The sequence below is a fragment of the Kineosporia succinea genome (genome assembly GCF_030811555.1).
GTDB lineage: Bacteria > Actinomycetota > Actinomycetes > Actinomycetales > Kineosporiaceae > Kineosporia > Kineosporia succinea.
Genome location: NZ_JAUSQZ010000001.1, coordinates 3,027,469 through 3,051,893, shown reverse-complemented (window position 1 = coordinate 3,051,893; position 24,425 = coordinate 3,027,469). Strand labels below are relative to the sequence as shown.

Genomic DNA, 24,425 nt, shown 5'->3' with positions numbered 1-24,425 from the left:
GGTCAGGGCATCCGCACGACGACCTTGCCCTGCGCCGGAGCCGGGTCGAGGGCCCGGCGGAACGCGGCCTCGATCTCCACCACGTGGATCACGTCGGTGACGTAACCGGTCTCCAGCCCCGGGTGCTCGGCGAGGTAGCGGCCCGCCTCACCGAGCATCCGGCGCCGGTCACGGGTGAGCCCCGTGTACAGCGTGAGGTTCTTGCGCTGCAGCTGGCGCAGGTTCACGCTCTGGGCCGCCTCGTCCGCCACGCCGAAGTAGTAGATCTGCCCGCCGTACGCGGCCACCCGGATCGCGTCGTTCAGGGTGCCGGCCTGGTGCCCGATGCACTCGACCACCACCTCCGGCTCGAGGATGGCGTCGCGCGCCCAGCGGTCGGACGAGGCCCACACCACCTCGTCGACCCCGAACCGGGTGGCCATCTCGTCGCGGCGCACCCGGTCGACGCCGGTGATGCGCCCGGCGCCACGGGCCCGCAGCACGTGGGCGAACAGCAGCCCGATCGGCCCGAGCCCCAGCACGGCCACGTTCTTGCCGGTCACGTCGCCCAGCTGCTCGACGGCGTGGAGCACGCAGGCGAGAGGCTGCAGCAGCACGGCGATCTCGGGTTTCAGCGTGGAGCGGTACCCCGCGACCTGGTCGCCGCTGGTGGTGACGTACTCGGCCACCCCGTCGGTGCGGGTGGCCCAGCCGACCACCTGGTCGCCGACCTCGTGATCGGGGTGCGCCGACGCCACCACCTGCCCGGTGATCTCGTGCAACGGGAAACCCGGCTCCCCGAACATGCTCTCCTTCAGCGTGCCCTCGGGCGTCGTGGCCCCGCGGAAGAACCCGAGGTCACTGCCGCAGATGCCGCCCGACGTGGTGCGCAGGACCACCTGCCCCGTGGTCGGGGCCTCCGGCTCCGCCACCGTGCACCGCTCGAACCGCCCTGGACCCGCCAGCCGATACGCCCACATACAGCTCACCCCATCCGCACGTGATCCACACCCGTTGGGACAGGCTAAGTCTCCCGGGCCCCACCGTGCCCCCCGAGCCGGTGAACGGCTCCGGCCGGTGCGGCGGACGCGGCGAAGACCCCTGGTCAGCGTGGCTGGGCCGCGAGCCACTCGGCGTAGGTCTGCCGGCCGTGCACCGCGCCGGCCCCGGTGACCAGCGTGCCGTCCCGCATGGCCCGGCCGCCCGCACCCGGCACGGGAACCGGCAGCACGAACCCCCGACGGCCGGTGTGCCGCAGGTACGCCCGCGCCATGTCGGCCATCCGTTCCTCCCGCGGCCCACCGAGATCGGGCACGCGCCCGGCCGGGCCCTTCTCCACCCGGTCGGCCAGGTGCTCGGCCACCTCCCGGGCCGCCACCGGCTCGTTGCGCATGACCGGCACCGGGTGCAGCGGCCCGACCCGGAGCGCGGCCAGGATCTGCGCGGCGAACTCGTGGAACTGGGTGGCGCGCAGGATGGTCCAGGGCACCCCGCCCTCCTCGACGAGTCGCTCCTGCAGCACCTTGCCGCGGTAGTACCCGGTCGGGGCGTCGTCGATGCCCACGATCGACAGCACCACGTGATGCCCCACCCCGGAGGCCTTCCCGGCCTCGAGCAGATGGCCGGTCACGGCGCCGAAAAAGCTCTCGGCCTCAGCCTGCTTCTGCGTCGACACCGAGGTCACGTCGACCACCGCGTCCACCCCGCCGAGGTCCAGATCCCGGCCGGTGACCAGGTCGACCCCGGCCGAGCGGGCCAGCACCACGGCCTCGTGCCCGCGCTCGCGCAGGACGTCGACGACGTGCCGCCCGACCGCACCGGTCCCCCCGGCCACCGCGACCCTCATCGCGCACCCGCCTGCTGCCAGGACTCCAGCGAGACCTCCGAGACGACCGCGTCACCCACCGGAACCAGTGACGTGGGCTGCAGTTTCGCCCCGGCGTAGGTGGCTTCCGGGTCGGTCACGACCGGCGTGCCGGGCGCCGCGCGGCGGACGTACTCGTCCAGCCCGAACCGCTCCGGCCCGGCGATGTCGATCTGCCCCACCGGGGAGCCCACCACGACACCGGCCAGGATGCGTGCCACCTCGGCGGCGGCGATGGGCTGCACCAGATCGGTCGGGAGCCGGACGGTGCCGGCGGCGTCGGTGGACATCGCGGCGACGCCCGGCGCGAACTCGAAGAACTGGGTCGCCCGCACGATCGAGAACGGGATGCCGGAGGCCCGCACCAGCTCCTCCTGCGCCGCCTTGGCCCGCAGGTAGCCGCTGCCGGGCACCCCGTCGGTGCCGACGATCGACAGCACCACGTAATGCTTCACCCCCGAGGCCTTCTCGAGCACGGTCGCGGTCGAGGTGGTGAAGAAGCGCAGCACGTCGTCATCGGCGAACGACGGCGAGTTCAGGACGTCGACCACGACCTCGGCCCCCTCGAGCTCCAGACCGGAGCCGGTGAGCACGTCCACCCCGGTCGAGCGCGAGGCCGGAACCACCTGATGGCCCTGCCCGCGCAGGATCTCGACCAGCTGGGCACCGATCAGGCCACTGCCACCCAGTACGACGATCTTCATGACCGCTCCCTCGAGGTAACTCGGATATTTTCTGTCCGGGTCAACATACTCGGATAGAGAACATCCGAGTCAAGTACCATGTGCGTATGAAGATGTCCGACGGTGTCGAGTGGGCGGTGCACTGCTGCGTCCTGCTCACCGCGGCCGACCGGCCCGTTCCCGCCGCCCGGCTGGCCGAGTTCCACGACGTCTCCAGCAGTTACCTGGCCAAGCACCTGCAGGCCCTGTCGCGCGCCGGCATCATCCGCTCGGTCCAGGGAAAAGACGGCGGCTACGTGCTCGGGCGCGCTCCGGGCGAGATCAGCGTCCACGACATCGTGAAGGCGGTCGACGGAGGCCGGCCCGCGTTCGTCTGCTCCGAGATCCGGCAACGGGGCCCGATGGGCACCCCGGCCGAGCAGTGCCAGGAGCCCTGCGGCATCGCCCGCACGATGGCCGGGGCCGAGCGCGCCTGGCGGGAATCACTACGCGGCGTGAGCATTCTCGACCTGGCCACCGAAGTCGCGGCCAAGCGCGACAGCACCGCCCTGGCCCGTCTGACCGCCTGGCTCGCCGGCGATCACCCTGATGACCAAGGTGCCGTTACCGTCTCGTAAGTTAGCCTGCGCAGAGTCAGCGATCCGATCGAAGGAGATGCTCGTGACTTTGGGTAGGCGATTCGCGGTCGGCACCGTGGCCCTCGGCCTGACCGGTACCGCGATGCTCGGCCTCAGTAGCACCGCTCATGCGGCCACCCCGACCTGCCAGGGCAAGAAGGCCACGATCATCGGCACCGCCGGTAGCGACAACCTGATCGGCACCGCGGGGGCGGACGTCATCGTCGGCCTGAGCGGCAACGACTACATCGAGGGCAACGGCGGCAACGACCTGATCTGCGGTGGCGACGGCAACGACTCGATCTCCGGGGGCACCGGCAACGACCGGGTCAACGGCGACGCGGGCGTCGACCTGATCACCGGGAACGCCGGGAACGACACGCTGTCCGGCGGTTCCGGCACCGACACGATCAGCGGTGGCGCCGGGCACGACAAGATCTACGGCAACTCCGGTTCCGACGTGGTCACCGGCGGCTCGGGCAACGACTGGATCTCCGGCGGCGAGGGTTCCGACGACCTGCGGGGCAACGCGGGCCGTGACACTCTTCTGGGCGGCAACGGCTCCGACTACCTGGCCGGCGGCGCGGACAAGGACAAGCTCGACGGCGGCCCGGGAGCCAACCGGGTGTACCAGGGCAACGGACCCCGCTGACCTCGAAAACGCCCACCGGGGTGGAACCTGTGTGAAAACTGTGCACTAGGTCACAGGCCGTTTCTCGACGCAAAAGCCTTGCCCCCGATAGCGTCACACCTCCTGCGGATGGATTCCGCGGAGATGTGGTGCTGCATCCCGGGCCATGGAGGCCCGGTGGACATCATGGGGAGCAGTTTTTTGAACGTCTTCAAGCGTGTGGCGATCCTCGGTTCCGCGGCCCTCGTGACCGGCGGTCTGGTGCTGGGCATGGCCGGCACGGCCGAGGCCGCCACGCCGACCTGCGGGGGCAAGAAGGCGACGATCATCGGCGGCAACAGCACCGATGCGCTGATCGGCACCAAGGGCAACGACGTGATCGTCGGCCTCGGCGGGGCCGACAGCATCGAGGGCCGGGGCGGCAACGACCTGATCTGCGGCGGTGCGGGCGACGACGAGATCTCCGGTGACGCGGGCAACGACACCGTCTACGGTGACGCCGGCGACGACACCATTCTCGGCGCGTCGGGCAACGACAAGATCTACGGCAACTCCGGCGACGACCTGATCTCGGGCGACGCCGGCAACGACTGGATCGACGCCGGTGCGGGCGACGACCTGGTGCTCGGGGCCAGCGGCAACGACAAGATCTACGGCGGCAACGGCGAGGACATCGTCTCCGGCGACGCCGGTGTCGACTGGATCTCCGGCGGCAACGGCCACGACGCCCTGCTCGGTGGTTCGCACAACGACACGATCTACGGCAACTCGGGCAACGACACGATCGCCGGCGAAAGCGGTAACGACAGGCTCTACGGCGGCACCGGTCGCAACCTGGTCTACCAGGGCAACCTGCCCAAGTAACCCGGAAGCAGAGGCGCCCGGACACCGAAAGGTGCCCGGGCGTCTTTCATTTGGTCTCCGGACGACGTGAGCGCCGGGCCGCCGAACGTGGGGGCCGACCCCGCATGTGAGTGCGCACGAGATCGAGGACGCGGGTCAGTTCGTCGGTGTCCTCGGTCGCCAGGGGGTCGAGGAACAGTTCCCGGACCACTCCCAGGTGCCCCGGCAGCACCCCGGCGAGCACCTCCCGGCCCGCGGGCGTCAGCGTGGCCATGGTGCTGCGCTCGTCGCCAGGCGCCGGGCCGCGGGTGAGATACCCGGCCTCCTCGAGCTTCTGGGCCTGATAGGTGAGACCGCTGCGGCTGTGCACGATCTGGTCAGCGACGTCGGTCATCGTGCGTGAGCCCTCGGGGTGCTCGCTGAGCGCCGCGAGGATCTGGAACTGCACGAACGTGATGCCCGCGTCCTCGCGTGCCTGCTGCTCGAGCTCGTGGTGCAGCAGGGCGCTGACCTCGAGCAGGGCGAAGTACGCGCTGGCACCGGGCGGCAGCTCACGAGGGGGCATCCCCCGAGTTTAGCTTCGAATTCGACCCAGGACCTCAGTGACCGCCGGGCGCGGACAGCGTGCCCCAGCTCCAGCCCGAGATGTGCTCGATGCGCCCACGCCACAGCACCGGGCCGCTCGGCGGCGTCGGCACGAACGACTCCCCCGACACGTAGCGGGCGCCCTTGAGGTGCAGGTACTCGTACTCCTCGGGCTCCGGGTCGTCGTTCAGCGGCTCGATCACCTCGGTGACGGCCTCGTGCAGGTTCTTGTTCAGGTAGCGGCGCAGCGACTGGGCGATCGACTCGCCGCCGTCGAGCGTCTGCCCGAGCAGCCGCAGCCACTCGTCCTGCCCCACCAGCACTCCGGAGACCAGGGCCCCGTCCACCGCGACGGTGATGCCGAGCTCGAACGCGGCCTGCTCGGCGATGCTCGCGAACAGGCGCAGGATCGGGTCACCGGGCACGCCCGCGAGGCTGGTCGACCCGGTCGCGCCCGGTCCGTCCGGGTGCACGATCACGGTCTCCATGGCCACGGTGTCGTCGGTCATGCGGCCTGTATCGGCAGGCGCCGGGCGGCGGTTGAGCCGTGCCGAAGATCTTGGAAAGCGTACTTGCCCCTCACATTGATGTGAGCTTTTAGCGTGCTCGCAGGCGCCGGCCACTCCGGCCGGCCCAGCGAGAGGAACACCATGAACATCACCGGATCCGTCGCCCTGGTCACCGGGGCCAACCGCGGCATCGGCCGCGAGATCGCCGCCCACCTGCTGCAGCGTGGCGCTGCGAAGGTCTACGCGGGTGCCCGCACCCCCTCGACGGTGGATCTGCCGGGCGTGGAGCCCCTGCCGCTCGACATCACCGACCCGGACTCGGTGGCCGCCGCGGCCGCCGTCGCGCAGGACGTCACCCTGGTCGTCAACAACGCGGGAATCTTCACCGGGGCAGGCCTTCTCGGCGACCGGCCGGACCTGGTGCGCCTGGAGATGGACACCCACTACTACGGAACGCTCGAGGTGTCGCGGGCCTTCGCGCCGATCCTGGCCGCGAACGGCGGGGGCGGGCTGGTGAACATCCTGTCCGCGATGAGCTGGTTCTCGTACAACGGTGGGGGCGGGGCCTATTCGGCGGCCAAGGCCGCGGCCTGGTCGCTGACCAACAGCCTGCGGGTCGAGCTGTTCCGGCAGAACACCCAGGTGACCGGGGTGCTGCTGGGCATGGCGAAGACGGGCATCTCCCCCGGCGACTACACCGGCCCGATGCTCAGCGTGGCCGAGGTCGCCACGGCCACGCTCGACGGGGTCGAGGCGGGTGCCCAGGAGGTGCTGGTGGACGAGTGGAGCGCCTATGTGAAGGCTTCTCTCGCCAAGGATCCGGCGGAGTTCTACACCCCGACCTACCTGGCCGGGGAGTTCCCTCTGTGAGTCAGGCGGCGACGGGCTCGGAGGTGGGCTCGAGCTTGCCGGTGCGCTTGGCCCACACCTCGAAGATCACCGTGAAGAACGGCGGGATGGAGGCGGCCAGACCGAGCAGCGTGGTGCCGATCGCCCAGCGCTGCACCCGCGCGGTGTAGAGGGTGAGCAGCACGTAGGCCACGAAGACGCCACCGTGGATCGGGCCGAAGACCTGCACACCGACCTCGGTGGTCTCGGCGACGCGCTTGAGGTACATGCCGATCAGCAGCCCGAGCCAGCTGACCGCCTCGGCGAAGGCGACGACGCGGAACGCGGTGACCACGCGGGAGCTCATGACCAGCAAGTCTGCCACGGCGACCGGTGTGACCCGTCTCGCGCCGACGGGAGGGAACTTCCGCTCGATCACGATTGAGCCGTTCAGGGCACATACCATGCGAGTGACGTTGCGTAACCCTACGATCACACTATGTCAGTCACTGTGATCCTTTCCCGCCACAACGACACCGGCCCCACCGCCAGCGCCGATGTGTACAACGACGCCGAGAACATCGAGATCACCGAGTCGGGGGTGCTCACGATCGGCTGCGGCTGGAACGACCACCGCGTCGTGGTCGGTGCCTACCCGCCCGGCGGCTGGCTCAACGCGTATGTCGACGCGGACCGCACCTACGCCGACAGCGAGCCTCCCAAGGTCGTCTGAGGCCTTGCCCCCGCAGCCTCAGACGACCTCGGCAGCGTTCAGGACTTGCGGTTGTACATGCGCAGCGCGATCGGCGAGAACACCGCCGTCAGCACCACCGAGGCACCGAGCACGAAGAGGATGTCCCCACCGTCCGGGTTGTCGTTCATCAGGCCCCGGGCGGCCTCGACGAGCAGCGTCACCGGATTCACGTCGACGAAGGCCTGCAGCCAGCCCGGCATGGTCTCCGGCGGCGCGAACACCGAACTGACGAACGTGAGCGGGAACAGGATCATCATCGCCATGCCCATCACGGCATTGGGCGTGCGCACCTTCAGGCCCAGGATCAGCCAGAGCCAGCTGAGCGAGAAGCAGAACACCAGCAGCAGCCCCACGGCCGCGATCACGCCGACGAAGCCGCCGGGCGCGCGGTAGCCGATGAGCACGCCCACCACCAGCACGATGGTGGAGGCCATCAGGTAGCGCAGGGTGTCTCCGAGCAGCGCCCCGACCAGCAGCGAGGGGCGCCAGACGGGCAGCGACCGGATGCGGTCGAACACGCCCTTCTCGATGTCGCTGTTGATGGTCATCGCGGTGTACATCGTGATGAACACGATGGTCTGCACCAGGATCCCCGGAAGCGCGTACTGCAGATACTCTTTCGGTGATCCCGAGACGGCGCCGCCGAACACGTAGGTGAACATCAGCGTGAACATGATCGGGAACATGGTCACGTCGAAGAGCTGCTCGGGCACGTGCTTGATCTTGAGCAGGGCGCGCCAGCCAAAGGTCAGCGAGGAACTGACCGGGCCGGCCGCGGGCGGGCGCTCCGAAGAGCCGAGGGCCGCGAGAATCTTGGCGTCGACGGTCTTCTTCGCCGGCGCCGGGCTGATCGTGCTCATGCCGCAGCCTCCTTGTCAGCCAGGTGCCCGGTCAGCGCCAGGAACACCTCGTCGAGACTCGGTTGCCCGAGCGAATATTCACTGATCACCAGGCCGCGCTCACCCACCCGCTGCAGCGCACCGGCGACCGCGGTGGGGTCGACGACCCGCATCGAGATCGAGGCCGCGTCGGACTCCAGCACCGGCTCGGCGTGCAGGCTCTCGGCCAGCAGCCGGGCCACCTCGTCACGCGCGGCCGGGTCGGCCACGCGCACCTTCACCGCGCCGGAGCCGACCGAGGCCTTGAGCTCGCCGCTCGTGCCCTCGGCGATGACCTTGCCCTGGTCGATCACGGCGATGCGGTCGGCCAGCTGGTCGGCCTCTTCCAGGTACTGCGTGGTGAGCAGGATCGTGGTGCCGGCCCCGACCAGGGCCCGCACGATCTCCCAGACCTGGTTACGGCTGCGCGGGTCGAGGCCCGTGGTGGGCTCGTCGAGAAACATCAGGTCGGGCCGCACCACGATGCTGCCGGCGATGTCGATGCGCCGCCGCATACCGCCCGAATACGCCTTGACCTGCTTGTTCGCCGCGTCGGAGAGGTCGAAGGCGGCGAGCAGCTCGTGCGCCCGCTGCTTGGCCGCGCCGCGCCCGTAACCGTAGAGACGGCTCAGCAGGAGCAGGTTCTCCAGGCCGGTGAGGTCTTCGTCGAGCGAGGCGAACTGCCCGGTCATGGCCACCCGGGCCCGCACCTGCCGGGCCTCGCGCACCACGTCGTGCCCGAGCACGGTGGCGGTGCCCCCGTCCGGCTCGAGCAGGGTGGCCAGCATCCGGATGGTGGTGGTCTTGCCGGCTCCGTTCGGCCCCAGCACGCTGTAGACGCCGCCGGTGGGGATCCGCAGATCCACCCCGTCGACGGCCCGCATCTCGCCGAACTTCTTCACCAGACCGGCTGTTTCAATAGCCAGGTCGGTCATCGCACCCTCCCGGATGAGTCGGTTTCACGTGCTTGGACCGGCCCGCCGCCCAGAACTCATCGGCCCTCCGCCAACAACGCACAGGTCTTCCACAAGTTCCCGGCTCGCGAGAATAGGCCGTCCGGGGGCCGCACCGCGCTTCCCTTTTCGCCCGGGCGTAGCCTGAAACGACTCCGAGCGAAGGAGAACGACGATGTCTCTAGGCCCACCCGACGGCGTCAACGACCACGACTACGGCCCCGACGATGCCGCCCGACCGACGCGCCCCAGCGACCGCGGCGCCTGGCGCAACCACGACCACGACACCACCGACGACGAGGTGGACTCGGGAGTGAGCCGGCTGCCACTGTCCTGAAACGTTGCCTCGGGCAATTGAACTCGTCAGGTCACCCGAACCCGGGGCAACGTTCTAGAACAACCTGTCCAGCAGCAACTGCAGCGAGAACTCCACGTGGATGCGCGCGATCTCCGACGCCCCGTCGGCGTCCCGTGCGCACACCGCGTCGATGAGCTGCCCGTGCTGCCGCGAGGTGGTGCGCAGCGACTCCTCGTCGTACAGCGCCCCGATGTGCCGGTTGAAGTGGAACAGGCGCTGGTCGCGGATCGTGCGCAGCAGCCGCGGGTTTCCGGACGCCCCGCTGATCAGATCGTGGAACTCGTCGTTGGCCGTGCCCCGCTGAACCAGGGTGATCAGGTTCTCGCGCGTCATCACCTCACGCCGGGCCTCGATGCGCTCCAGCGTGGCCCCGTCGGCGTTGAGCGCCGCCAGCCGGGCCGCGTGTGACTCCAGTGCTGCCCGCACCCCGTAGATCTCGCTGATCTCCTCGGGCTGGTAGGCGTGCACGATCCAGCGCCGGCGGCGGGAGTCGACCAGGCCGTCGGCCGCCAGCCGCTGGATGCTCTCGCGCACCGGGGTGCGCGAGACGCCGAGGCGCTCGGCGATGTCGTCTTCCACCAACGGCGTGCCGGGAGCCAGCACGCCGTCAGTGATCTCCTGCCGGAGGGTGCCGTAGACGGTCTCCGAACGGAGAACGGGCCGCGCGCCCTCGGAAACAGACATTCGCTCAGTAAACCGGGCGCTCGGTGTCACCGGCCAGTCCCTTGTCCCACGCGGGCACCGGCGGGGCGTAGTCGATCATGTGAGGCACGTCGACGTCGATGTAGAACGGACGCGGATCGGCGGCGAACGACTCCAGCGCCGCCTTGAGCTGCTCCGCCGAGGTCACCTTGACCCCGTCCACCCCGTTGGCCCTCGCCACCAGCACCGCGTCCACCGGACCGGGGTCCACGCCGAAGTAGCGACCCCCCGTGTAGAGGTGCTGCAGCATCTTGATCCAGCCCATGCTGTTGTTCGTGAGCTGCACGAACAGGATCGGCAGGTGGAAGCGCGCCGCCGTCTCCAGCTCACCGCAGGACATCGCGAAGCTGCCGTCGGCCGTCACCGAGACCACCGGCCTACCCGGCAGAGCCTTGGCCACACCGATCGCGGCGGGGATGGCGTAACCCATCGGGCCGTGCCCGCGCGGGATCACGGTGCGGCGGCCGGCCTGCGCAACCGGCCAGAACACGGCCACGTTCGGGGTGGGGGTGCCCGGGTCGCCGACCACGGTGACGTCGTCGCCCAGGGCCGCGTGCACCGACTCGATCACGGTGCGCGGGTAGAGCACGCCGGGGGCGAACTCGGGCTCCTCGGTGGGCGGGGTGGCATCGGCGCGGGCCTGCGCCACCTCGGCCTCACGGGCATCGAGCTCCCGGACGACGGGGAGCTCGGCCAGGATCTGCCCGAGCACCGTCTTCGCGTCGCCGGCCAGGCCCAGGGAGCCCGGGAAGTTGCGGCCCGCGCGATCGGCCTCGATGTCGATCTGGATCACCGTGACACCCGACCGCGCCGGGGCCGTCCAGGAGTTCGTGTTGGTCGCGTTGCCCCGGGTGCCGACCAGCAGCACCACGTCGGCCTCGGCCACGTAGCGGTTGGTGCCCGGCTGGCCGCCGTTGTTGCCGACGATCCCCAGCCACCACGCGTCCTTCGTCGAGATCGCGCCCTGGCCGTGAATACTCGTGGCCACCCCGGCCCCGACGGCGGCGGCGAGCCGCGCGAGCTCGGCGTACGCGTCCGAGGCGTGAACGCCCCCGCCCGCGACGATCGCGGGCTTCGCCGCGTTCTGCAGCACCTGCGCGGCCTGGCGGACGAGATCCTCACCGGCCGCCGCCCGCTCACCGGGCAGGGTGGCGGTCGAGGTGACGACCGGCGCGTCCGTGATCTCTTCCAGCACGTCTTCCGGCACGATCAGCGCGACCGGACCGGGACGTCCACTGACCGCCGTGACCAGCAGCGAAGCGACGGTCGCGGGAATGTCGCAGGCCCGGTCCACGACCGCCTGGGCCTTGGTCACCGCACTGAACAACGCCACCTGGTCGATCTCGGTGAGCGCACCGGTGTTCCGGCTGCCGCGGTGGATGTCGGAGGTGAGCAGCAGCACCGGGATGCCCGAGGCGTACGCGTCGCCGAGACCGCCCACCACGTAGGTGGTTCCGCCGCCGCTCGACACCTCGACCACGCCGACGCGGTTGCGCACGCGGGCGTACCCGTCGGCCATGTAGGCGGCGTGCCGCTCGTCGCGCGCGAGCACGTGCTCGATGGCGTCGCGCCGGTGGAACAGCGCGTCGTAGAACACCACACCGGTGTCTCCGGGCACACCGAACAGGGTCTCGACGCCGTTGGCGATCAGGGCCTCGACGAGAACGTCAGCACCGCGACGCCCGGTCGGCTGGGGAGAAACGCTGGACATGGTGACCTTTCAGGATCCGGTACAGAGGTGGTGACGGGCGCACCCGGCCAGCAGGCCGGCCGCGTCCGCGAGCAGGGAGTCATCGAAAACCGCTCGAGGTGAATGGTTCCCGGCCTGCGGCTCGGAATCGGGGAAAGCCGCGCCGAGATATCCGAACGCGCCGGGAACCTGGGCCAGGATCTCGGAGAAGTCCTCCGAGCCGCTGCGCGGGTTCTCGAGCTCGACGTAGGTGCCGAGGGTGCGCGCCACCTGCTCGAGCACCGTGGCGGCCTGCGGATCGTTCACCGTGGGGGCCATCACCGGGGTGAACGTGACGTCGGCCCGGCAGCCCGACGCGACCGCGAGTTCCTCGGCCAGCGCCGGGAGCTCGACCGCGATCCGCCGGGTGTGGGCGGGTGAGAACGTGCGGATGCCCGCGTTCAGCGTGGCCCGCTCGGCGATCACGTTGGGCGCGGTACCGGCGTGGAACTCGCCGAAGGTCAGCACCACCGGATCGAAGGCGTTGAAGCGGCGCGCCACGTAGGTCTGCACGGCCGTCATGATCTGCGCCGCCACCGGGATCGGGTCGAGCGCCTCGTGCGGCCGCCCGCCGTGCCCGCCCCGGCCGATCACCTCGATACGTAAGGTGCTGTAGGCGGCCATGATCGGCCCCGGGCGCCCGAAGAACACTCCGTGCGGCAGGTCGGACATGACGTGGAGGGCGTAGGCCGCGACCGGTTTCGAGCCACTGGCCGCGAGCACGCCCTCGGCCAGCATGGCCTTGGCCCCACCGTGGCCCTCCTCGCCGGGCTGGAACATGAAGACCACGTCCCCGGAGAGGTTCTCCCGGTCGGCCGCCAGCTGGTGAGCGGCCCCGACCAGCGCGGCGGTGTGCAGGTCGTGCCCGCACGCGTGCATGGCGCCGTTGGTCGAGGCGAAGGGCAGGCCGGTGTCCTCGGCGATCGGCAGGCCGTCCATGTCGCCGCGGAGAAGCACCGAGGGGCCCGGCCGGCCGCCCCTCAGGACGGCCGTGACCGAGCTGAGGCCCTGGCCCCGGGTGATCTCCAGATCGGCACCACGCAGGGCCTCGAGCACCCGGCTGCGCGTCCGCGGCAGCTGCAGGCCGACCTCGGGATCGGCGTGCAGCTCCCGGCGCAGGGCGACCAGGTCGATCACGGGCGTTCCCCGGCCTGCAGTTTCGGCATCACGGTCTCGACGACCTCGGTGAAGACGTCCGGATCGTGCTGCCCCTGCAGCGGGAACGGAAACATGAACTCCGTGACACCCACCTCGGCGTAGCGGCCGATGGTGTCGCGGAACTGCTGCACGCTCACCCAGGGGGTGTCCTGGGTGAAGGCCAGCATGAACGAGCGGCGCAGGGTCTGCGGGTCGCGGCCGGTGCGCTCGCACTCCGCATCGAGGAATGCCGATCGCCGGGCCGTGACGCTGAGGCTCTCCTCGGGCGTCAGCCGGATGCCCTTCGCGAGCTGGCTGAACAGCGTGCCGTAGGAGTTCCAGACGTCGGCGTGCCGGGCGGTGACGGTCAGCGACGACTTCAGGTGCGCGGCCACCAGCAGCGGGACCCTGGGCGCCACGGGCGTCGGTCCGGCCACCCCCTGGGTGCTGTAATGCTTTCCGGTGTAGTCCAGTTCGCCTCCGGCCGCGACCTGCCGTACCACGGTGAGGTACTCGTCGAGCCGTTCCGACTTCTCGGCCGGTGACCAGGGCTTCTCCCCGGCCACGGCCCCGTCTTTCGGGTTGCCACCCGCACCGATGCCGGCCACGGCCCGGCCCCCGGACATGTGGTCGAGCGTCAGCGCCTGCTTGGCCAGCACGGCGGGATTGCGCATGTTGATGGCCGACACCAGGGTGCCCACCGTGACCTTCGACGTGGCCTGGGCGATGCCGGCGGCGATCATCCAGGCGTCGAAGCGGGGCTGGGTGTAGCCGTTGTCACCGAGCGCGCTCCAGAGGTGGTCACCGGCCCAGAGGGCGTCGAAGCCGTTGTCCTCGAACCCCTTCCAGCGGGTGGTGAGCTCGGACCACTCTGCCGCGGCGTGCGTCATCAAACCGAACCGAAGGCTCATGCGATTTCTCCTCGAGAAAGATCATCCAGCAGCCCGGCCGCGTCCAGAGCCTCGTCGACCAGGCCCGACGTCACCGCGCCGCTGCCGGCCGCCCGGTCGATGCGCAGGTACAGCGCCCGGTAGACCGATGCCTGCCGGGCCGAGGGCACCCGCCCGAGCACCGCGTCCACCAGCCGCTTCTGCAGCTCCTGCGGGAACCGCGTCTCGTACGACGAACGCGCCGGGCCGAAGTCGAAACTTCCCGCGTCCGAGCCCAGTCCACCACCGCCGGGCGTCTCGATCCGCAGCACGTCCCCGGCCCGCAGCGTGATCGAGCCGACCCGTCCGAGGTCGCGCTCCGAGGAGGTCCCCGGGTTCAGCACGGCCAGGCCGGAAGCACCCGGCCCACCGCCGTTCACGCCGAAGGGCTGGTAGAACAGCCGTTCCAGGCCGCGCACCACGAACGTGACGTCGTCCTCCAGGCTCCGCACCTGCACAACGAGCCCGTCACCGCCCGGCTGCTCACCCGAACCGCCCGAACCCCGCCGGTACTTGTACTCCTCCACCAGCACCGGCACGTCCGACTCGAGCACCTCGTTCGGAACGTTCCGCAGCCAGCCACCCATGTAACTGGTGCCGTCGAGACCACGCTGCCCCGGGCGTCCGCCGGAACCGCCCGTCAGAGGCTGGCCCACCGACACTTTCCGCTCACCAGTGGCCAGATCGACGTGCGAGATCGACGCGATGGCCACCAGACCGGCCCCCGGAGCCATCGCCACCGCGGAAGCCTGGGCCAGGCAGCCCACCACGCAGTCCATGATCCGGAAGAACACCGCCGCCCGCACCCCGCAGGGCGCACCCGCGCGCGGGTTCACGATCGATCCCGGCGGCAGATGAGCCGTCAGCGGCCGCACCAGCCCGGAGTTGTACGGAATCTGCTTGTCCTGCGAATAGAACCAGTTCACCAGCGCGAAAGCCAGCATGTAGTGGCCCGGTTCACCACCGGTGTGCAGATTGATGGCCTCGAGCACCTGCGGTGAGGTGCCGTCGAAGTCCAGGTGGGCGCGTCCGTCACCGACGGTCAGGGCCAGGGAGAGACGCGTCGGGGGCACCTCGGTCACCCGAACACCCTCCGGCGAGAAGGATTCCACGCCCTCGACGTAGTCGACGAAGGAGTACGTGCCCGGCGTCAGGGTGTCCAGCAGCGCCGAGGCCCGCGCCGACGCGGTGTCGACGAGGTCGGCGATGGCCGCCTTCACCGCGTCCTTGCCGTAGCCGTCGGCGATCTCACTCAGGCGCCGCTGGGCCGTGCGCAGTCCGGCCACCTGGGCCTCGAGGTCACCGAGGTTCTGCGCGGGGACGCGGGAGTTGCGGGCGACGAGGTCGAAGACAGCCTGGTTGCGGTCACCGGCGGTGAGCAGGCGCACCGGCGGGATGAGCAGCCCCTCCTGGTGCATGTCGGTGTGACCCCAGTCGATCGAGCTGGGGACGCTGCCGCCGATGTCCGAGGAGTGCACGAAACTCAGGGCGTAGGCGATGATCTCGCCGTCCACGAAGAGCGGCTGCCAGGCCCACAGGTCGGGCAGGTGGGTCACGAGTCCGCCGGTGGAGTCCGGGTCGTTGCTCAGGCCGACATCGCCGGGGGCGTAGGGCGCCAGCGACCGGATCACCTCACGCGCGGGCACGCCGATCATCAGGTTGCCCGAGATCCGCCGGGGCGCGGCGAAGACCTCGCCGTCCGGCGTCACCAGGCAGGTGCCGAAGTCCGCGGTCTGCTTGACGAAGATGCTGAAGCTGGTGCGGCGGATGTTCTCGGCCATCTCCTCGACCACCGCCGAGAAGCGGTGCGCGAGGATCTCCAGGACGACGGGTGAACTACGCATGCGTGCCTCCGACGGTGATCCGCAGATTGCCGTGCTCGTCCACCCGGGCCACCGCTCCGGTCGGCACGAAGATGCTGGTGTCCGGGGCCGGGATCACGGCCGGGCCCTCGATCTCGGCACCGAGGGGCAGTTCCGGCCGGCGGTAGATCGTGGCGGCGGTCAGGTGGCCGTTCTCGACGACCCGATGCGGTCGGCCGACGAGCGAGGATCCGCCGGAGGCGACCGGTTCCGCCAGCGACGGGGAAGCCGCCAGCGTCAGCCGCAGACTGCGCACGTCCAGCTCGGCCGATCCCGGGTCCACCGCGTACGCCCGCACGTAGGCCGCGGTGAACGCCTCCCGCAACGCCTTCACGCTCGTGTCCGAGGAGGACAGCGTGATCGGCAGGGTGAACGACTGTCCGGTGAGCTGGACGTCGGCCCAGCGGGTGATGCGGACGTCGGTGTGCAGAGTGTGGTCCTGCTCCTCGTACCACTCCAGCGCCTGGCGCCGCAGCGCCGCCCAGCCCCGCTCCAGGTCCGCGTCCGACACCGCGCCACCCACCGGCGTCACCAGGTCGACCCGCATGTCGGTGGCCAGAGCCCCGTAGGCGCAGAGCGTTCCGGGCGAGGTCGGGATCAATACCTCGGGCATCTTCAGCGCGGCGGCGAGCAGCGCGGCCTGCACCGGGCCGGCACCGCCGTAGGCGACCAGCGTCATGGTCGACGGGTCCACCCCGTGCTGCGCGCTCAGCGGGATCAGCTGCGAGTGCATCATCGCGGTGGCCACGGCCACGGCCGACTCGGCGACCGCCTCCACGCTCAGCCCCAGGGCCTCGGCCGGCGGCTGTAAAGCCTTGCGGGCCAAGGAGGGATCGATCGTCACCGTACCCGACGCGAAATCCGACGGATCGATGTAACCGCACACGACATACGCGTCCGTCAGCGTCGGTTCCGTGCCACCCCGGCCGTAGCTGGCCGGACCGGGATAGGCCCCCGCGCTGAGCGGGCCGACCTTGAGCACCCCGGTGGAGTCGACCCGGATGACCGAGCCGCCGCCCGCCCCGATCGACGAGACCTCGACCGACGGGATGATCAGCGGGAACTCGCCGATCTCGCTCTCGGTGGAGTAGGGGATGCGGCCGTCGACGATCGCGCAGTCGACGCTGGTGCCGCCCATGTCCATGGTGATGAGCTGGTCGACCCCCGCCGTGGCGGCCACGCGCATCGTGCCCGCCACCCCGGAAGCCGGCCCGGAGAGCAGCGTCTCGACCGCCGTCCGCAAGAACTCCTGCGGCTGCGAGATCGAGGTGACGCCACCGTTCGACTTGGTGATGTGCATCGGGCAGTCCAGGCCCAGGGCCCGCAGCTCCGACGACAGGTACTGCAGGTAGTCACCGAGCGCGCGGCCCACGTGGGCGGCCAGCACGGCCACCGTCGCCCGCTCGTACTCCTTCTCCTCCGGCCACAGCCGCGACGAGCAGGCCACCGGCAGGTCGGGGAAGCTCTCCGCGATGACGCCCGCGGCCCAGTCCTCGTGCTGCGAGAAACGGTGCGAGTGTAGGAAACTGATGGCCACGGCCTCCACGCCGTCGGCCACCAGGTCGGCCACCGCGGCACGCACCTGCTCGGGGTCGAGCGGGGTCTGCAGCGAGCCGTCGGCGCACAGGCGCTCGTCGATCTCGCGGACGTCGGTGGGGGCGACCAGAGGACGACGCGGCTGGGTGAAGTAGTCGATGGGATCGTTCAGGCGCAGCCGCCCGATCGACAGCAGGTCGGGAAAGCCGCGCGTCACCAGCAGGCCCACCCGCGCGCCGGTGCGCTGCAGCAGGGTGTTGAGCGCGAAGGTCTGGCCGTGCGAGAAGTACTCGATCCGGCCGGGTTCCACACCGTGCCCGGTCAGCATCTTGCTGACCCCGGCGATCACCGCCCGGGCGGGCTGGTCGCGGTCGGAGGGCACCTTGTCGGTGAAGACCTGGCCCGACGCCGCGTCCGCCAGCACGATGTCGGTGAAGGTGCCGCCGACGTCGACACCCAGCCGGTAGCGCGTGCTCATGCGTCGTTCCTTTCCGCAGATCTCGAGGTCCGCCACAGGCCTGCCCGCCGCACCGCGAGCCCGGTCAGGGCGGCGATCGCCAGCGAGGCCACGATCATCAGGCTGGACACGGCCGAGGTGGTCGGGTCCTGGTCCTGCTGCAGGCGAAGGAAGATCGCCACCGGGAGGGTGGTGGTGTCCGCCGGCATCAGGAAGATCGACAGGTCGACCTCGTCGAACGAGGTCAGGAACGAGAACACGCCGGCGATCAGCAGGGGCATGCGGATCTGCGGCAGCGTGACCTTGAAGAACGCCTGTAGCGGCGAGGCTCCCAGGTCGCGGGCGGCCTCCTCGAGCGCCGGGTCGGACCCGGCCAGCCCGGCGCCGATCAGGGCGACCACGAACGGCAGCAGGAGCAGCACGTGGGCGAACGCGACGCCGCCGACCGTGCCGTAGGCGGTCGGGAAGAGCGAGACGTAGAGCGCGAAGAAGCAGAACCCGGCCACCACGCGGGGCAGGCTGAGCGGAGCCACGAACACCGAGCGCAGGAACGCGGCCCCGGGCACCTTCGTGCGGGCCAGGGCGTAGGCGGCCGGGGTGCCGAGCAGCAACGCGATCGCGGTGGCGAGCGCGGCGACCTCGGCGGAGTAGACGATGCCGACGCGGAACGGCTCGTAGTCCAGGGCCTGGGTGATCCACTGCGTGGTGAATCCGCTGGGGACGAGGCTGGTGAGCACCTCGTCGGGGCTGACCGAGGCCAGCAGCACCACGACCAGCGGGGCCAGGATGAAGACGGTGACCAGGGTGAGGAAGGCGGCGCGGACGAACTTCACCGGGCACCTCCCGCGATCAGCCGGGTCACCAGGCCGAAGGCCGTGAGCACGATCAGCGTGAGCACCAGCAGGATCACGGCCTGCACGGCGGCCAGGGGCCAGGCCAGCAGCTGGATGTTCTGGTAGATGGTCTGCGCCAGCACGGTCACCCGGCCGCCGCCGAGCAGGGCCGGGGTGGCGAAAGCGCTGATGGTCAGCGTGAACACGAGCTGCATGGCGCTCAGCAGGCCGGGCGCGGTGAGGGGCAGGAGCACCCGGGTGAACCGCTGGCGGGCGCCGGCGCCGAGGTCGGCGGCGGCCTCGGTGTACTCCGGCGGGATGCCGCGCAGCGAGCTGAGGATGGGGAACACCGCGAACGGGAGCTCCACGTGCACCAGCGCCAGGATCACGCCGGGCTCGTGGTAGAGCCACCCGTCGAAGGTCTCGCCCAGCGGGCCGCCCGGGCGCAGCAGCAGTTGCCAGCCGTAGCTGCGCACGACCACGCTGACCAGGATCGGCGAGAACACCACGAACAGCATCGCGGCGGCCGCCCAGCCACGCTTCATGGTGTGCACGCACCAGGCCAGCGGATAGGCGATGACCACGGTGATCAGACTGACGATCAGGCCGAGCCGCAGCGTGGTGCCGACGGTCGACCAGAGGTAGGAGTCACCCAGCGCCGTGGACCAGGTGGTCAGGTCGAAGGGCGCGAGGAGCACCGCGGTCTTCTCCACGCGCACGCTGTACGAGACGAGCAGCGCGACCACGGTGAGGAAGGCGATGGCCAGGTAGACCACGCCGGGAAGGACGAGCAGCGTGGCCCGGTTGCGGCGCCTGGTCATCGGGACCCGAACCGGCGCACCGCGGCCGCCTCGAATCCGACGCCCACCCGGTCGCCGGCCTGCGCCGACGTGGCGCCCGGGGCCAGCTCGGCCAGCACCTCGCGCCCGGTGGAGGTGTTCAGCGAGACCCGCACGCTCTTGCCGGTGAAGCTGGTGGTCAGCACCCGGGCGACGCCGTGGGCGCGGGGGTCGTCGACGGCCAGGAGCTGGATCGCCTCGGGACGCACGGCGAGTGACGAGGCCGGGCCACCGGGGAAGAACAGCCCGTCCGCGCTCTGGCCGCCGTCCACGGCGGAAAGGCCGTCGAAGACGTTGTTCTCACCGATGAACGAGGCCACGAACCGGCTCACCGGCTGCTCGTACAGTTCCCGGGCGCTGCCCGACTGCTCCACGACCCCGGCGTTCATCACCGCGATCTCGTCGGCGAGTTCCATCGCCTCGGCCTGGTTGTGGGTGACGCAGACGAACGTGGTGCCGGTTTCCTGCTGCCAGCGCCGCAGTTCGCGGCGCATCCGCAGCTGCAGCGCCAGATCCAGTGCGGAGAGCGGCTCGTCGAGCAGGAGCACGTCGGGCCGGCGCACCAGGGCGCGGGCGATCGCGACCCGCTGCCGCTGCCCGCCCGACAGGGTGGCGGGGCTGCGGTCGGCGTACTGCCCCATGTCCACCAGGTCGAGGATCTCGGTGACCCGCGCGCGGGACTCGCCCCGGGGCGTCCGCCGGTCGGTACGCAGCCCGAACTCGACGTTCTGCGCGACCGTGAGGTGCGGGAACAGCGCGCCCGACTGGAACACCAGGTTGGTCGGCCGCCTGTGGGCCGACGTGCGGGTGTGGTCGGAGCCGCCGATCGAGACGACGCCGGTGTCGGGGGTGTCCAGCCCGGCCATGATGCGCAACAAGGTGGTCTTGCCGCATCCCGAAGGCCCCAGCAGGCAGTGGAAACTGCTGCTGGAGATACTGAGACTGATCGGACCGAGCACGCGCTGCCCGTCGAACGAGCGCGTGACGTCCTTGATCTCGACCGAGCTGGCCCCGAAGTCACCCATCAGATGTTGGCCTTCACGTCCTTGTTCCAGGCGGTCGTGGCGCTTTCGATGTTCTCCACCAGCGTGGCCCAGTCGATCTGGATGGCCGACTCGACCGCGGAGAGCTGGAAGGTCTCCTTGTCGGCCAGCTCGTCCTTCAGCTGCGCGCCCTCGACCAGCGGGATCAGGCCGTTGAGGTTGCAGTACTCGGCCACGTTCTCCGGCGTGAACAGCTCGCCCAGCAATGCGGCCGACTGTTCGAGCTGAGCCTCGGAAGAGCCCTTGACCAGCTGGAAGCCCTCGGGGAAGGCCATCAGCCCCTCGCTCGGCGCGACGAAACCGATGTCGTCACCGGCGTCGATCCAGGGCTGGGCGACCCCCTGGAAGCCCGGCGCGATCACGACCTCGCCGGAGTTCAGCTGCTGGCGCAGGGCGTCGATCGAGGCGATGAAACCGTGGAACTGCCCGGCCTTGGCCGCCTTCGAGAAGATCTCGATGCCCGGCGTCAGGTCGCTCTCGGAGCCGCCGTTGAGCTTGGCGACGACCGGCAGGGCGTTCACGCTGAACGCCGGGGCGTCCCAGGTGGTGACCTTGCCCTTGTACGCGCTGTCGAACAGGTCCATCCACGAGGTGGGCGGGGTCTTGAACGCCTTCTTGCTGTAGATCAGGCCCATCGCGTCCATCACCATGAAAGCGCCACGGCGGTCGGCGATCTGGTACTTGCTGTTGACCGCGTCGATCGCGGTGACGCTCGCCGGGATCGGCGACCACAGGTCCGAGGCGTTGCCCTGCGCGAAGCTCTGGCCGTTGAAGAAGCCCAGGTTCAGCAGCGGGGAGTTCTTGTTGATCTGCACCGACGAGACCAGCTTGGGGAAGGTGTCGGCGTTGGTGCCCTCGATGTAGGCCACCTCGACGCCGTTGGCCTTCGCGAACGCGTCACCGACCTTCTCCGGCACGGTCGCCTGGGCACCGGCCCAGTGGAACATCGTGATCTTGGTGCTGCCGCCGCTCGAACCGCCGGTGGAGGATCCGCCGGGCGAGCCGCAGGCGGCCAGACCGGCCAGGCCGGCGAGTGCGCTCGCGCCGAAGAACCCGCGACGGGTGAGGCTGCTGCTGTTCATGAGGGTCCGATCCGCTTGATCCGGCCCGGCCGTGGAGGCCGTCGATGGTGGGGCGACGTCGTGAGTGAACTTTCGCATACGACTTCGCATACGAAAAGGCCCTGGTTTTGGGCATGCGTCATCCCCTTCGTGACGTCCGCGTTACTGAGTACGGCGACGATCGCGGGCCCAGCGGGCGGGTTTTGACCGTTGTTGACCGGCTTTGAGCCCGACTCGGCTTCACCGCCGCTTCACAAGAACGGGCGTAGCCAGGGTTTGCCCTGCCCCTATGGCTGGTTTGAGATGTGCGTCTCACTGTTCTGGATCGAGAGATCCAGGTCACAGCTTGAGGTTCAGCCTCTGGGCCGGATCCGGCCTCGTCGCCCGATCCCGCGCAGACGGCTCATGAGGGACGAGGTGGTCGCCGGGGCTTCCGGCGGCGCCTCGGGTTCGGGTCGCGGACGGACGAGACGCCAGGCCGCGACGATCTCGTCGGCGTCGATCACCCCGACCGCGATCAGTGGGCCGTCCATCGGGCGGCGGTACTCGTCGAGGAGGCGGTGGTTGAAGTCGGCGACGGTCTCCCGCAGCTCCTTCTCGGTGCGGAACGCGGGCAGGGTCTGGTGCAGGGCCGCGCGTTCCTTGCGCAGCACCAGCAGGGGCGGCAGCAGGGCCGCCAGGTCACCGCCCTCGCGCTCGATCCAGTCGCGGGCCCACTGCTGGGCCGAGAACGGGGTGGCGAGATCGGTGCGCAGGGGCTTGCCCATGCCCTCGAGGTTGTCGAAGGCACCGCGTTCGCGGGCCTCGCGCAGCTGCCGCTCGACCCAGTCCTCGTGCCGCATGTAGGCGGGTTTCTTCTCGGTCATGGCCTCCCCGATGCACTCGTCGTCCATCGTCCACAACGCTGGACGCCCCTCCAGTTATCCACAGGGCGCCCAGAACTGTCGGACGACTCACCTAGACTCGCCCGGGTGACTGCGGAGAAGGATCCTGCTCTCGAGGTACTGCACCGGGTCTGGGGCTACGACGCGTTCCGGGGCAGCCAGCGCGAGATCGTCGACCAGGTGATCTCGGGCGGCGACGCGCTGGTGCTGATGCCCACCGGTGGTGGCAAGTCGCTCTGCTACCAGGTGCCCTCGCTGGTGCGCGAGGGCGTCGGCGTGGTGATCTCGCCGCTCATCGCGCTCATGCAAGACCAGGTCGACGCCCTCACCGCGCTCGGGGTGCGGGCCGGCTTCCTCAACTCCAGTCAGGACTACGAGACCCGCCGTCAGGTCGAGAAGGCCTTTCTCGACGGCGAACTCGACCTGCTCTACCTGGCCCCCGAGGCGCTCGGCGGCGGCACGTCGGCCACCTGGCGGCTGCTCGAGCAGGGCAACATCGCGCTCTTCGCCATCGACGAGGCACACTGCGTGGCCCAGTGGGGGCACGACTTCCGGCCCGACTACCTGGCCCTGTCGATGCTGCACGAGCGCTGGCCCGAGGTGCCCCGCATCGCGCTCACGGCCACGGCCACCACCCGCACCCACGAGGAGATCGCGCAGCGGCTGAACCTGCGTGAGGCCAAGCACTTCGTCGCTAGCTTCGACCGGCCCAACATCCAGTACCGCATCGTGCCCAAGAACTCGCCGAGCAAGCAGCTGCTCGACCTGCTGCGCACCGAGCACAACGGCGAGGCGGGCATCGTCTACTGCCTGTCGCGCAACTCGGTGGAGAAGACGGCCGAGACGCTGAGCGCGGCCGGGATCCCGGCGCTGCCCTACCACGCAGGCCTGCCGCAGAGCGTGCGCGCGACCAACCAGTCCCGGTTCCTGCGGGAAGACGGGCTGGTCATGGTCGCGACCATCGCGTTCGGCATGGGCATCGACAAGCCCGACGTGCGGTTCGTGGTGCACCTCGACCTGCCCAAGTCGATCGAGGGCTACTACCAGGAGACCGGCCGGGCCGGGCGTGACGGCCAGCCCTCCACCGCCTGGATGGCCTACGGCATGGCCGACGTGGTGCAGCAGCGCCGCATGATCGACAGTTCGGAGGGCGACCTGGCCCACCGGCGCATGCTGTCGGGCCACCTCGACGCGATGCTGGCGCTCTGCGAGACCGTCGACTGCCGGCGGGTGCAGCTGCTCAACTACTTCGGCGAGCAGGCCGAGGCGTGCGGCAACTGCGACACCTGCCTCACGCCGCCGCAGACCTGGGACGGCACGGTCCCGGCCCAGAAACTGCTCAGCACCGTCTACCGCCTGCAGAGCGAGCGCAACCAGAAGTTCGGCGCGGGCCAGTCCATCGACATCCTGCTCGGCAAGAAGACCGAGAAGGTCACCAAGTTCCGGCACGACCAGCTGAGTGTGTTCGGTATCGGCACCGACCTGAGCGAGACGCAGTGGCGTGGTGTGGTGCGCCAGCTGCTGGCCAAGAACCTGCTGGCGGTCGAGGGCGAATACAGCACGCTCACGCTCACCGAGGCCAGTTCGTCGGTGCTGCGCCGCGAGCGCGAGGTCATGATGCGCACCGAGCCGGAGAAGCCCTCGCGGGGTTCGGGCTCGGGCGGGGGCCGGGCCAAGGCGCCGGTCGTCGACCTGCCGCCCGAGGCCGCGCCGGTGTTCGAGAAGCTGCGGGCCTGGCGGGGCGGGGTGGCGAAGGAGCAGGGCCTGCCTGCCTACGTGATCTTCCACGACAAGACGCTCCGGCAGATCGCCACCCTGCGGCCGGGCACGCTCGAGCAGCTGGGCACGGTCGACGGGGTGGGTCAGGCCAAGCTGGAGAAGTACGGCGAGCAGGTGCTGGAGGCCCTCTCGGCCTGAAGACACCCGGATTC

General features: G+C 70.1%; 26 protein-coding genes. 7 read left to right on the top strand and 19 right to left on the bottom strand.

The window, feature by feature from the left end; all coding sequences use genetic code 11:
- Nucleotides 1-2: 2 nt before the first annotated feature.
- From J2S57_RS13360 to J2S57_RS13350, 3 genes are all read right to left on the bottom strand, one after another.
- Entirely contained in the window at nt 3-911 is a 909-nt protein-coding gene (locus J2S57_RS13360; RefSeq protein WP_307242266.1) for a zinc-dependent alcohol dehydrogenase, read from the bottom strand.
- A 173-nt stretch (nt 912-1,084) separates the two neighbouring features.
- A complete protein-coding gene (locus J2S57_RS13355; protein ID WP_307242264.1) occupies nt 1,085-1,825 on the bottom strand; it encodes an SDR family oxidoreductase in 741 nt (246 codons plus the stop codon).
- Nucleotides 1,822-2,547 (bottom strand): SDR family oxidoreductase, encoded by a 726-nt coding sequence (locus J2S57_RS13350; protein ID WP_307242262.1) that lies wholly within the window; start codon nt 2,545-2,547, stop codon nt 1,822-1,824. The genes J2S57_RS13355 and J2S57_RS13350 overlap by 4 nt, the downstream gene beginning before the upstream one ends.
- Nucleotides 2,548-2,633: 86 nt before the next feature.
- Here J2S57_RS13350 and J2S57_RS13345 point away from each other — a divergent pair, with 86 nt between their 5' ends.
- From J2S57_RS13345 to J2S57_RS13335, 3 genes are all read left to right on the top strand, one after another.
- Nucleotides 2,634-3,143 carry an RrF2 family transcriptional regulator gene (locus J2S57_RS13345; RefSeq protein ID WP_307242259.1) on the top strand — a complete coding sequence of 170 codons (510 nt, stop codon included), beginning with the start codon at nt 2,634-2,636 and terminating at the stop codon, nt 3,141-3,143.
- A 43-nt stretch (nt 3,144-3,186) separates the two neighbouring features.
- Complete coding sequence (locus tag J2S57_RS13340) at nt 3,187-3,795, top strand: calcium-binding protein (protein ID WP_307242257.1); 609 nt, start codon at nt 3,187-3,189, stop codon at nt 3,793-3,795.
- A 165-nt stretch (nt 3,796-3,960) separates the two neighbouring features.
- A complete protein-coding gene (locus tag J2S57_RS13335; protein WP_307251028.1) occupies nt 3,961-4,638 on the top strand; it encodes a calcium-binding protein in 678 nt (225 codons plus the stop codon).
- 46 nt (nt 4,639-4,684) lie between these two features.
- On the opposite strand, the gene J2S57_RS13330 is transcribed toward J2S57_RS13335, so the two are convergent.
- Nucleotides 4,685-5,182 carry a MarR family winged helix-turn-helix transcriptional regulator gene (locus J2S57_RS13330; RefSeq protein ID WP_307242255.1) on the bottom strand — a complete coding sequence of 166 codons (498 nt, stop codon included), beginning with the start codon at nt 5,180-5,182 and terminating at the stop codon, nt 4,685-4,687.
- A gap of 34 nt (nt 5,183-5,216) precedes the next feature.
- Complete coding sequence (gene gvpU / locus J2S57_RS13325; protein WP_307242253.1) at nt 5,217-5,711, bottom strand: gas vesicle accessory protein GvpU; 495 nt, start codon at nt 5,709-5,711, stop codon at nt 5,217-5,219.
- Nucleotides 5,712-5,852: 141 nt separating this feature from the next.
- On the opposite strand from gvpU, the gene J2S57_RS13320 reads away from it, so the two are divergent.
- Nucleotides 5,853-6,581 carry an SDR family oxidoreductase gene (locus J2S57_RS13320; RefSeq protein WP_307242250.1) on the top strand — a complete coding sequence of 243 codons (729 nt, stop codon included), beginning with the start codon at nt 5,853-5,855 and terminating at the stop codon, nt 6,579-6,581.
- 1 nt (nt 6,582) lies between these two features.
- Here J2S57_RS13320 and J2S57_RS13315 read toward each other — a convergent pair whose 3' ends face one another.
- Nucleotides 6,583-6,906, bottom strand: a complete 324-nt coding sequence (locus J2S57_RS13315; protein ID WP_307242248.1) for a DUF3817 domain-containing protein — start codon at nt 6,904-6,906, stop codon at nt 6,583-6,585.
- Nucleotides 6,907-7,038: 132 nt separating this feature from the next.
- Here J2S57_RS13315 and J2S57_RS13310 point away from each other — a divergent pair, with 132 nt between their 5' ends.
- Nucleotides 7,039-7,272 carry a hypothetical protein gene (locus J2S57_RS13310; protein ID WP_307242245.1) on the top strand — a complete coding sequence of 78 codons (234 nt, stop codon included), beginning with the start codon at nt 7,039-7,041 and terminating at the stop codon, nt 7,270-7,272.
- A 38-nt stretch (nt 7,273-7,310) separates the two neighbouring features.
- Here the strand turns inward: J2S57_RS13310 and J2S57_RS13305 are convergent, their stop codons facing one another.
- Both J2S57_RS13305 and J2S57_RS13300 read right to left on the bottom strand, forming a co-directional pair.
- A complete protein-coding gene (locus J2S57_RS13305; RefSeq protein WP_307242243.1) occupies nt 7,311-8,153 on the bottom strand; it encodes an ABC transporter permease in 843 nt (280 codons plus the stop codon).
- Nucleotides 8,150-9,106, bottom strand: coding sequence for an ATP-binding cassette domain-containing protein (locus tag J2S57_RS13300; protein WP_307242240.1), 957 nt, complete (start codon nt 9,104-9,106; stop codon nt 8,150-8,152). Before J2S57_RS13300 ends, J2S57_RS13305 begins: the two co-directional genes overlap by 4 nt.
- A 193-nt stretch (nt 9,107-9,299) precedes the next feature.
- Between J2S57_RS13300 and J2S57_RS13295 the strand changes: the two genes are divergently transcribed.
- Nucleotides 9,300-9,461: a hypothetical protein gene (locus J2S57_RS13295; RefSeq protein ID WP_307242237.1), complete on the top strand. Its 162-nt coding sequence runs from the start codon at nt 9,300-9,302 to the stop codon at nt 9,459-9,461.
- 54 nt (nt 9,462-9,515) lie between these two features.
- Here the strand turns inward: J2S57_RS13295 and J2S57_RS13290 are convergent, their stop codons facing one another.
- From J2S57_RS13290 to J2S57_RS13240, 11 genes are all read right to left on the bottom strand, one after another.
- The gene (locus J2S57_RS13290; protein ID WP_307242233.1) at nt 9,516-10,166 is read right to left on the bottom strand and encodes a GntR family transcriptional regulator; all 651 of its coding nucleotides are present in this window, start codon (nt 10,164-10,166) and stop codon (nt 9,516-9,518) included.
- 4 nt (nt 10,167-10,170) lie between these two features.
- On the bottom strand, nt 10,171-11,895 hold the full coding sequence (locus tag J2S57_RS13285; RefSeq protein WP_307242231.1) for a thiamine pyrophosphate-binding protein: 1,725 nt from the start codon (nt 11,893-11,895) through the stop codon (nt 10,171-10,173).
- Between the two features lie 9 nt (nt 11,896-11,904).
- Complete coding sequence (locus J2S57_RS13280; RefSeq protein ID WP_307242229.1) at nt 11,905-13,050, bottom strand: M20 metallopeptidase family protein; 1,146 nt, start codon at nt 13,048-13,050, stop codon at nt 11,905-11,907.
- On the bottom strand, nt 13,047-13,961 hold the full coding sequence (locus J2S57_RS13275) for an LLM class flavin-dependent oxidoreductase (protein WP_307242227.1): 915 nt from the start codon (nt 13,959-13,961) through the stop codon (nt 13,047-13,049). Before J2S57_RS13275 ends, J2S57_RS13280 begins: the two co-directional genes overlap by 4 nt.
- Nucleotides 13,958-15,823, bottom strand: a complete 1,866-nt coding sequence (locus J2S57_RS13270; RefSeq protein WP_307242225.1) for a hydantoinase B/oxoprolinase family protein — start codon at nt 15,821-15,823, stop codon at nt 13,958-13,960. Before J2S57_RS13270 ends, J2S57_RS13275 begins: the two co-directional genes overlap by 4 nt.
- Nucleotides 15,816-17,855, bottom strand: a complete 2,040-nt coding sequence (locus J2S57_RS13265; RefSeq protein WP_307242223.1) for a hydantoinase/oxoprolinase family protein — start codon at nt 17,853-17,855, stop codon at nt 15,816-15,818. The genes J2S57_RS13270 and J2S57_RS13265 overlap by 8 nt, the downstream gene beginning before the upstream one ends.
- Nucleotides 17,852-18,667, bottom strand: a complete 816-nt coding sequence (locus tag J2S57_RS13260; RefSeq protein WP_307242219.1) for an ABC transporter permease — start codon at nt 18,665-18,667, stop codon at nt 17,852-17,854. Before J2S57_RS13260 ends, J2S57_RS13265 begins: the two co-directional genes overlap by 4 nt.
- Complete coding sequence (locus J2S57_RS13255; RefSeq protein WP_307242216.1) at nt 18,664-19,488, bottom strand: ABC transporter permease; 825 nt, start codon at nt 19,486-19,488, stop codon at nt 18,664-18,666. The genes J2S57_RS13260 and J2S57_RS13255 overlap by 4 nt, the downstream gene beginning before the upstream one ends.
- The gene (locus tag J2S57_RS13250) at nt 19,485-20,531 is read right to left on the bottom strand and encodes an ABC transporter ATP-binding protein (RefSeq protein WP_307242212.1); all 1,047 of its coding nucleotides are present in this window, start codon (nt 20,529-20,531) and stop codon (nt 19,485-19,487) included. The genes J2S57_RS13255 and J2S57_RS13250 overlap by 4 nt, the downstream gene beginning before the upstream one ends.
- A complete protein-coding gene (locus tag J2S57_RS13245) occupies nt 20,531-21,631 on the bottom strand; it encodes an ABC transporter substrate-binding protein (protein WP_307242210.1) in 1,101 nt (366 codons plus the stop codon). Before J2S57_RS13245 ends, J2S57_RS13250 begins: the two co-directional genes overlap by 1 nt.
- A gap of 332 nt (nt 21,632-21,963) precedes the next feature.
- Complete coding sequence (locus J2S57_RS13240; protein ID WP_307242208.1) at nt 21,964-22,503, bottom strand: DnaJ family domain-containing protein; 540 nt, start codon at nt 22,501-22,503, stop codon at nt 21,964-21,966.
- A gap of 78 nt (nt 22,504-22,581) precedes the next feature.
- On the opposite strand from J2S57_RS13240, the gene recQ reads away from it, so the two are divergent.
- A complete protein-coding gene (gene recQ / locus J2S57_RS13235; protein ID WP_307242206.1) occupies nt 22,582-24,411 on the top strand; it encodes a DNA helicase RecQ in 1,830 nt (609 codons plus the stop codon).
- Nucleotides 24,412-24,425 lie beyond the last annotated feature (14 nt).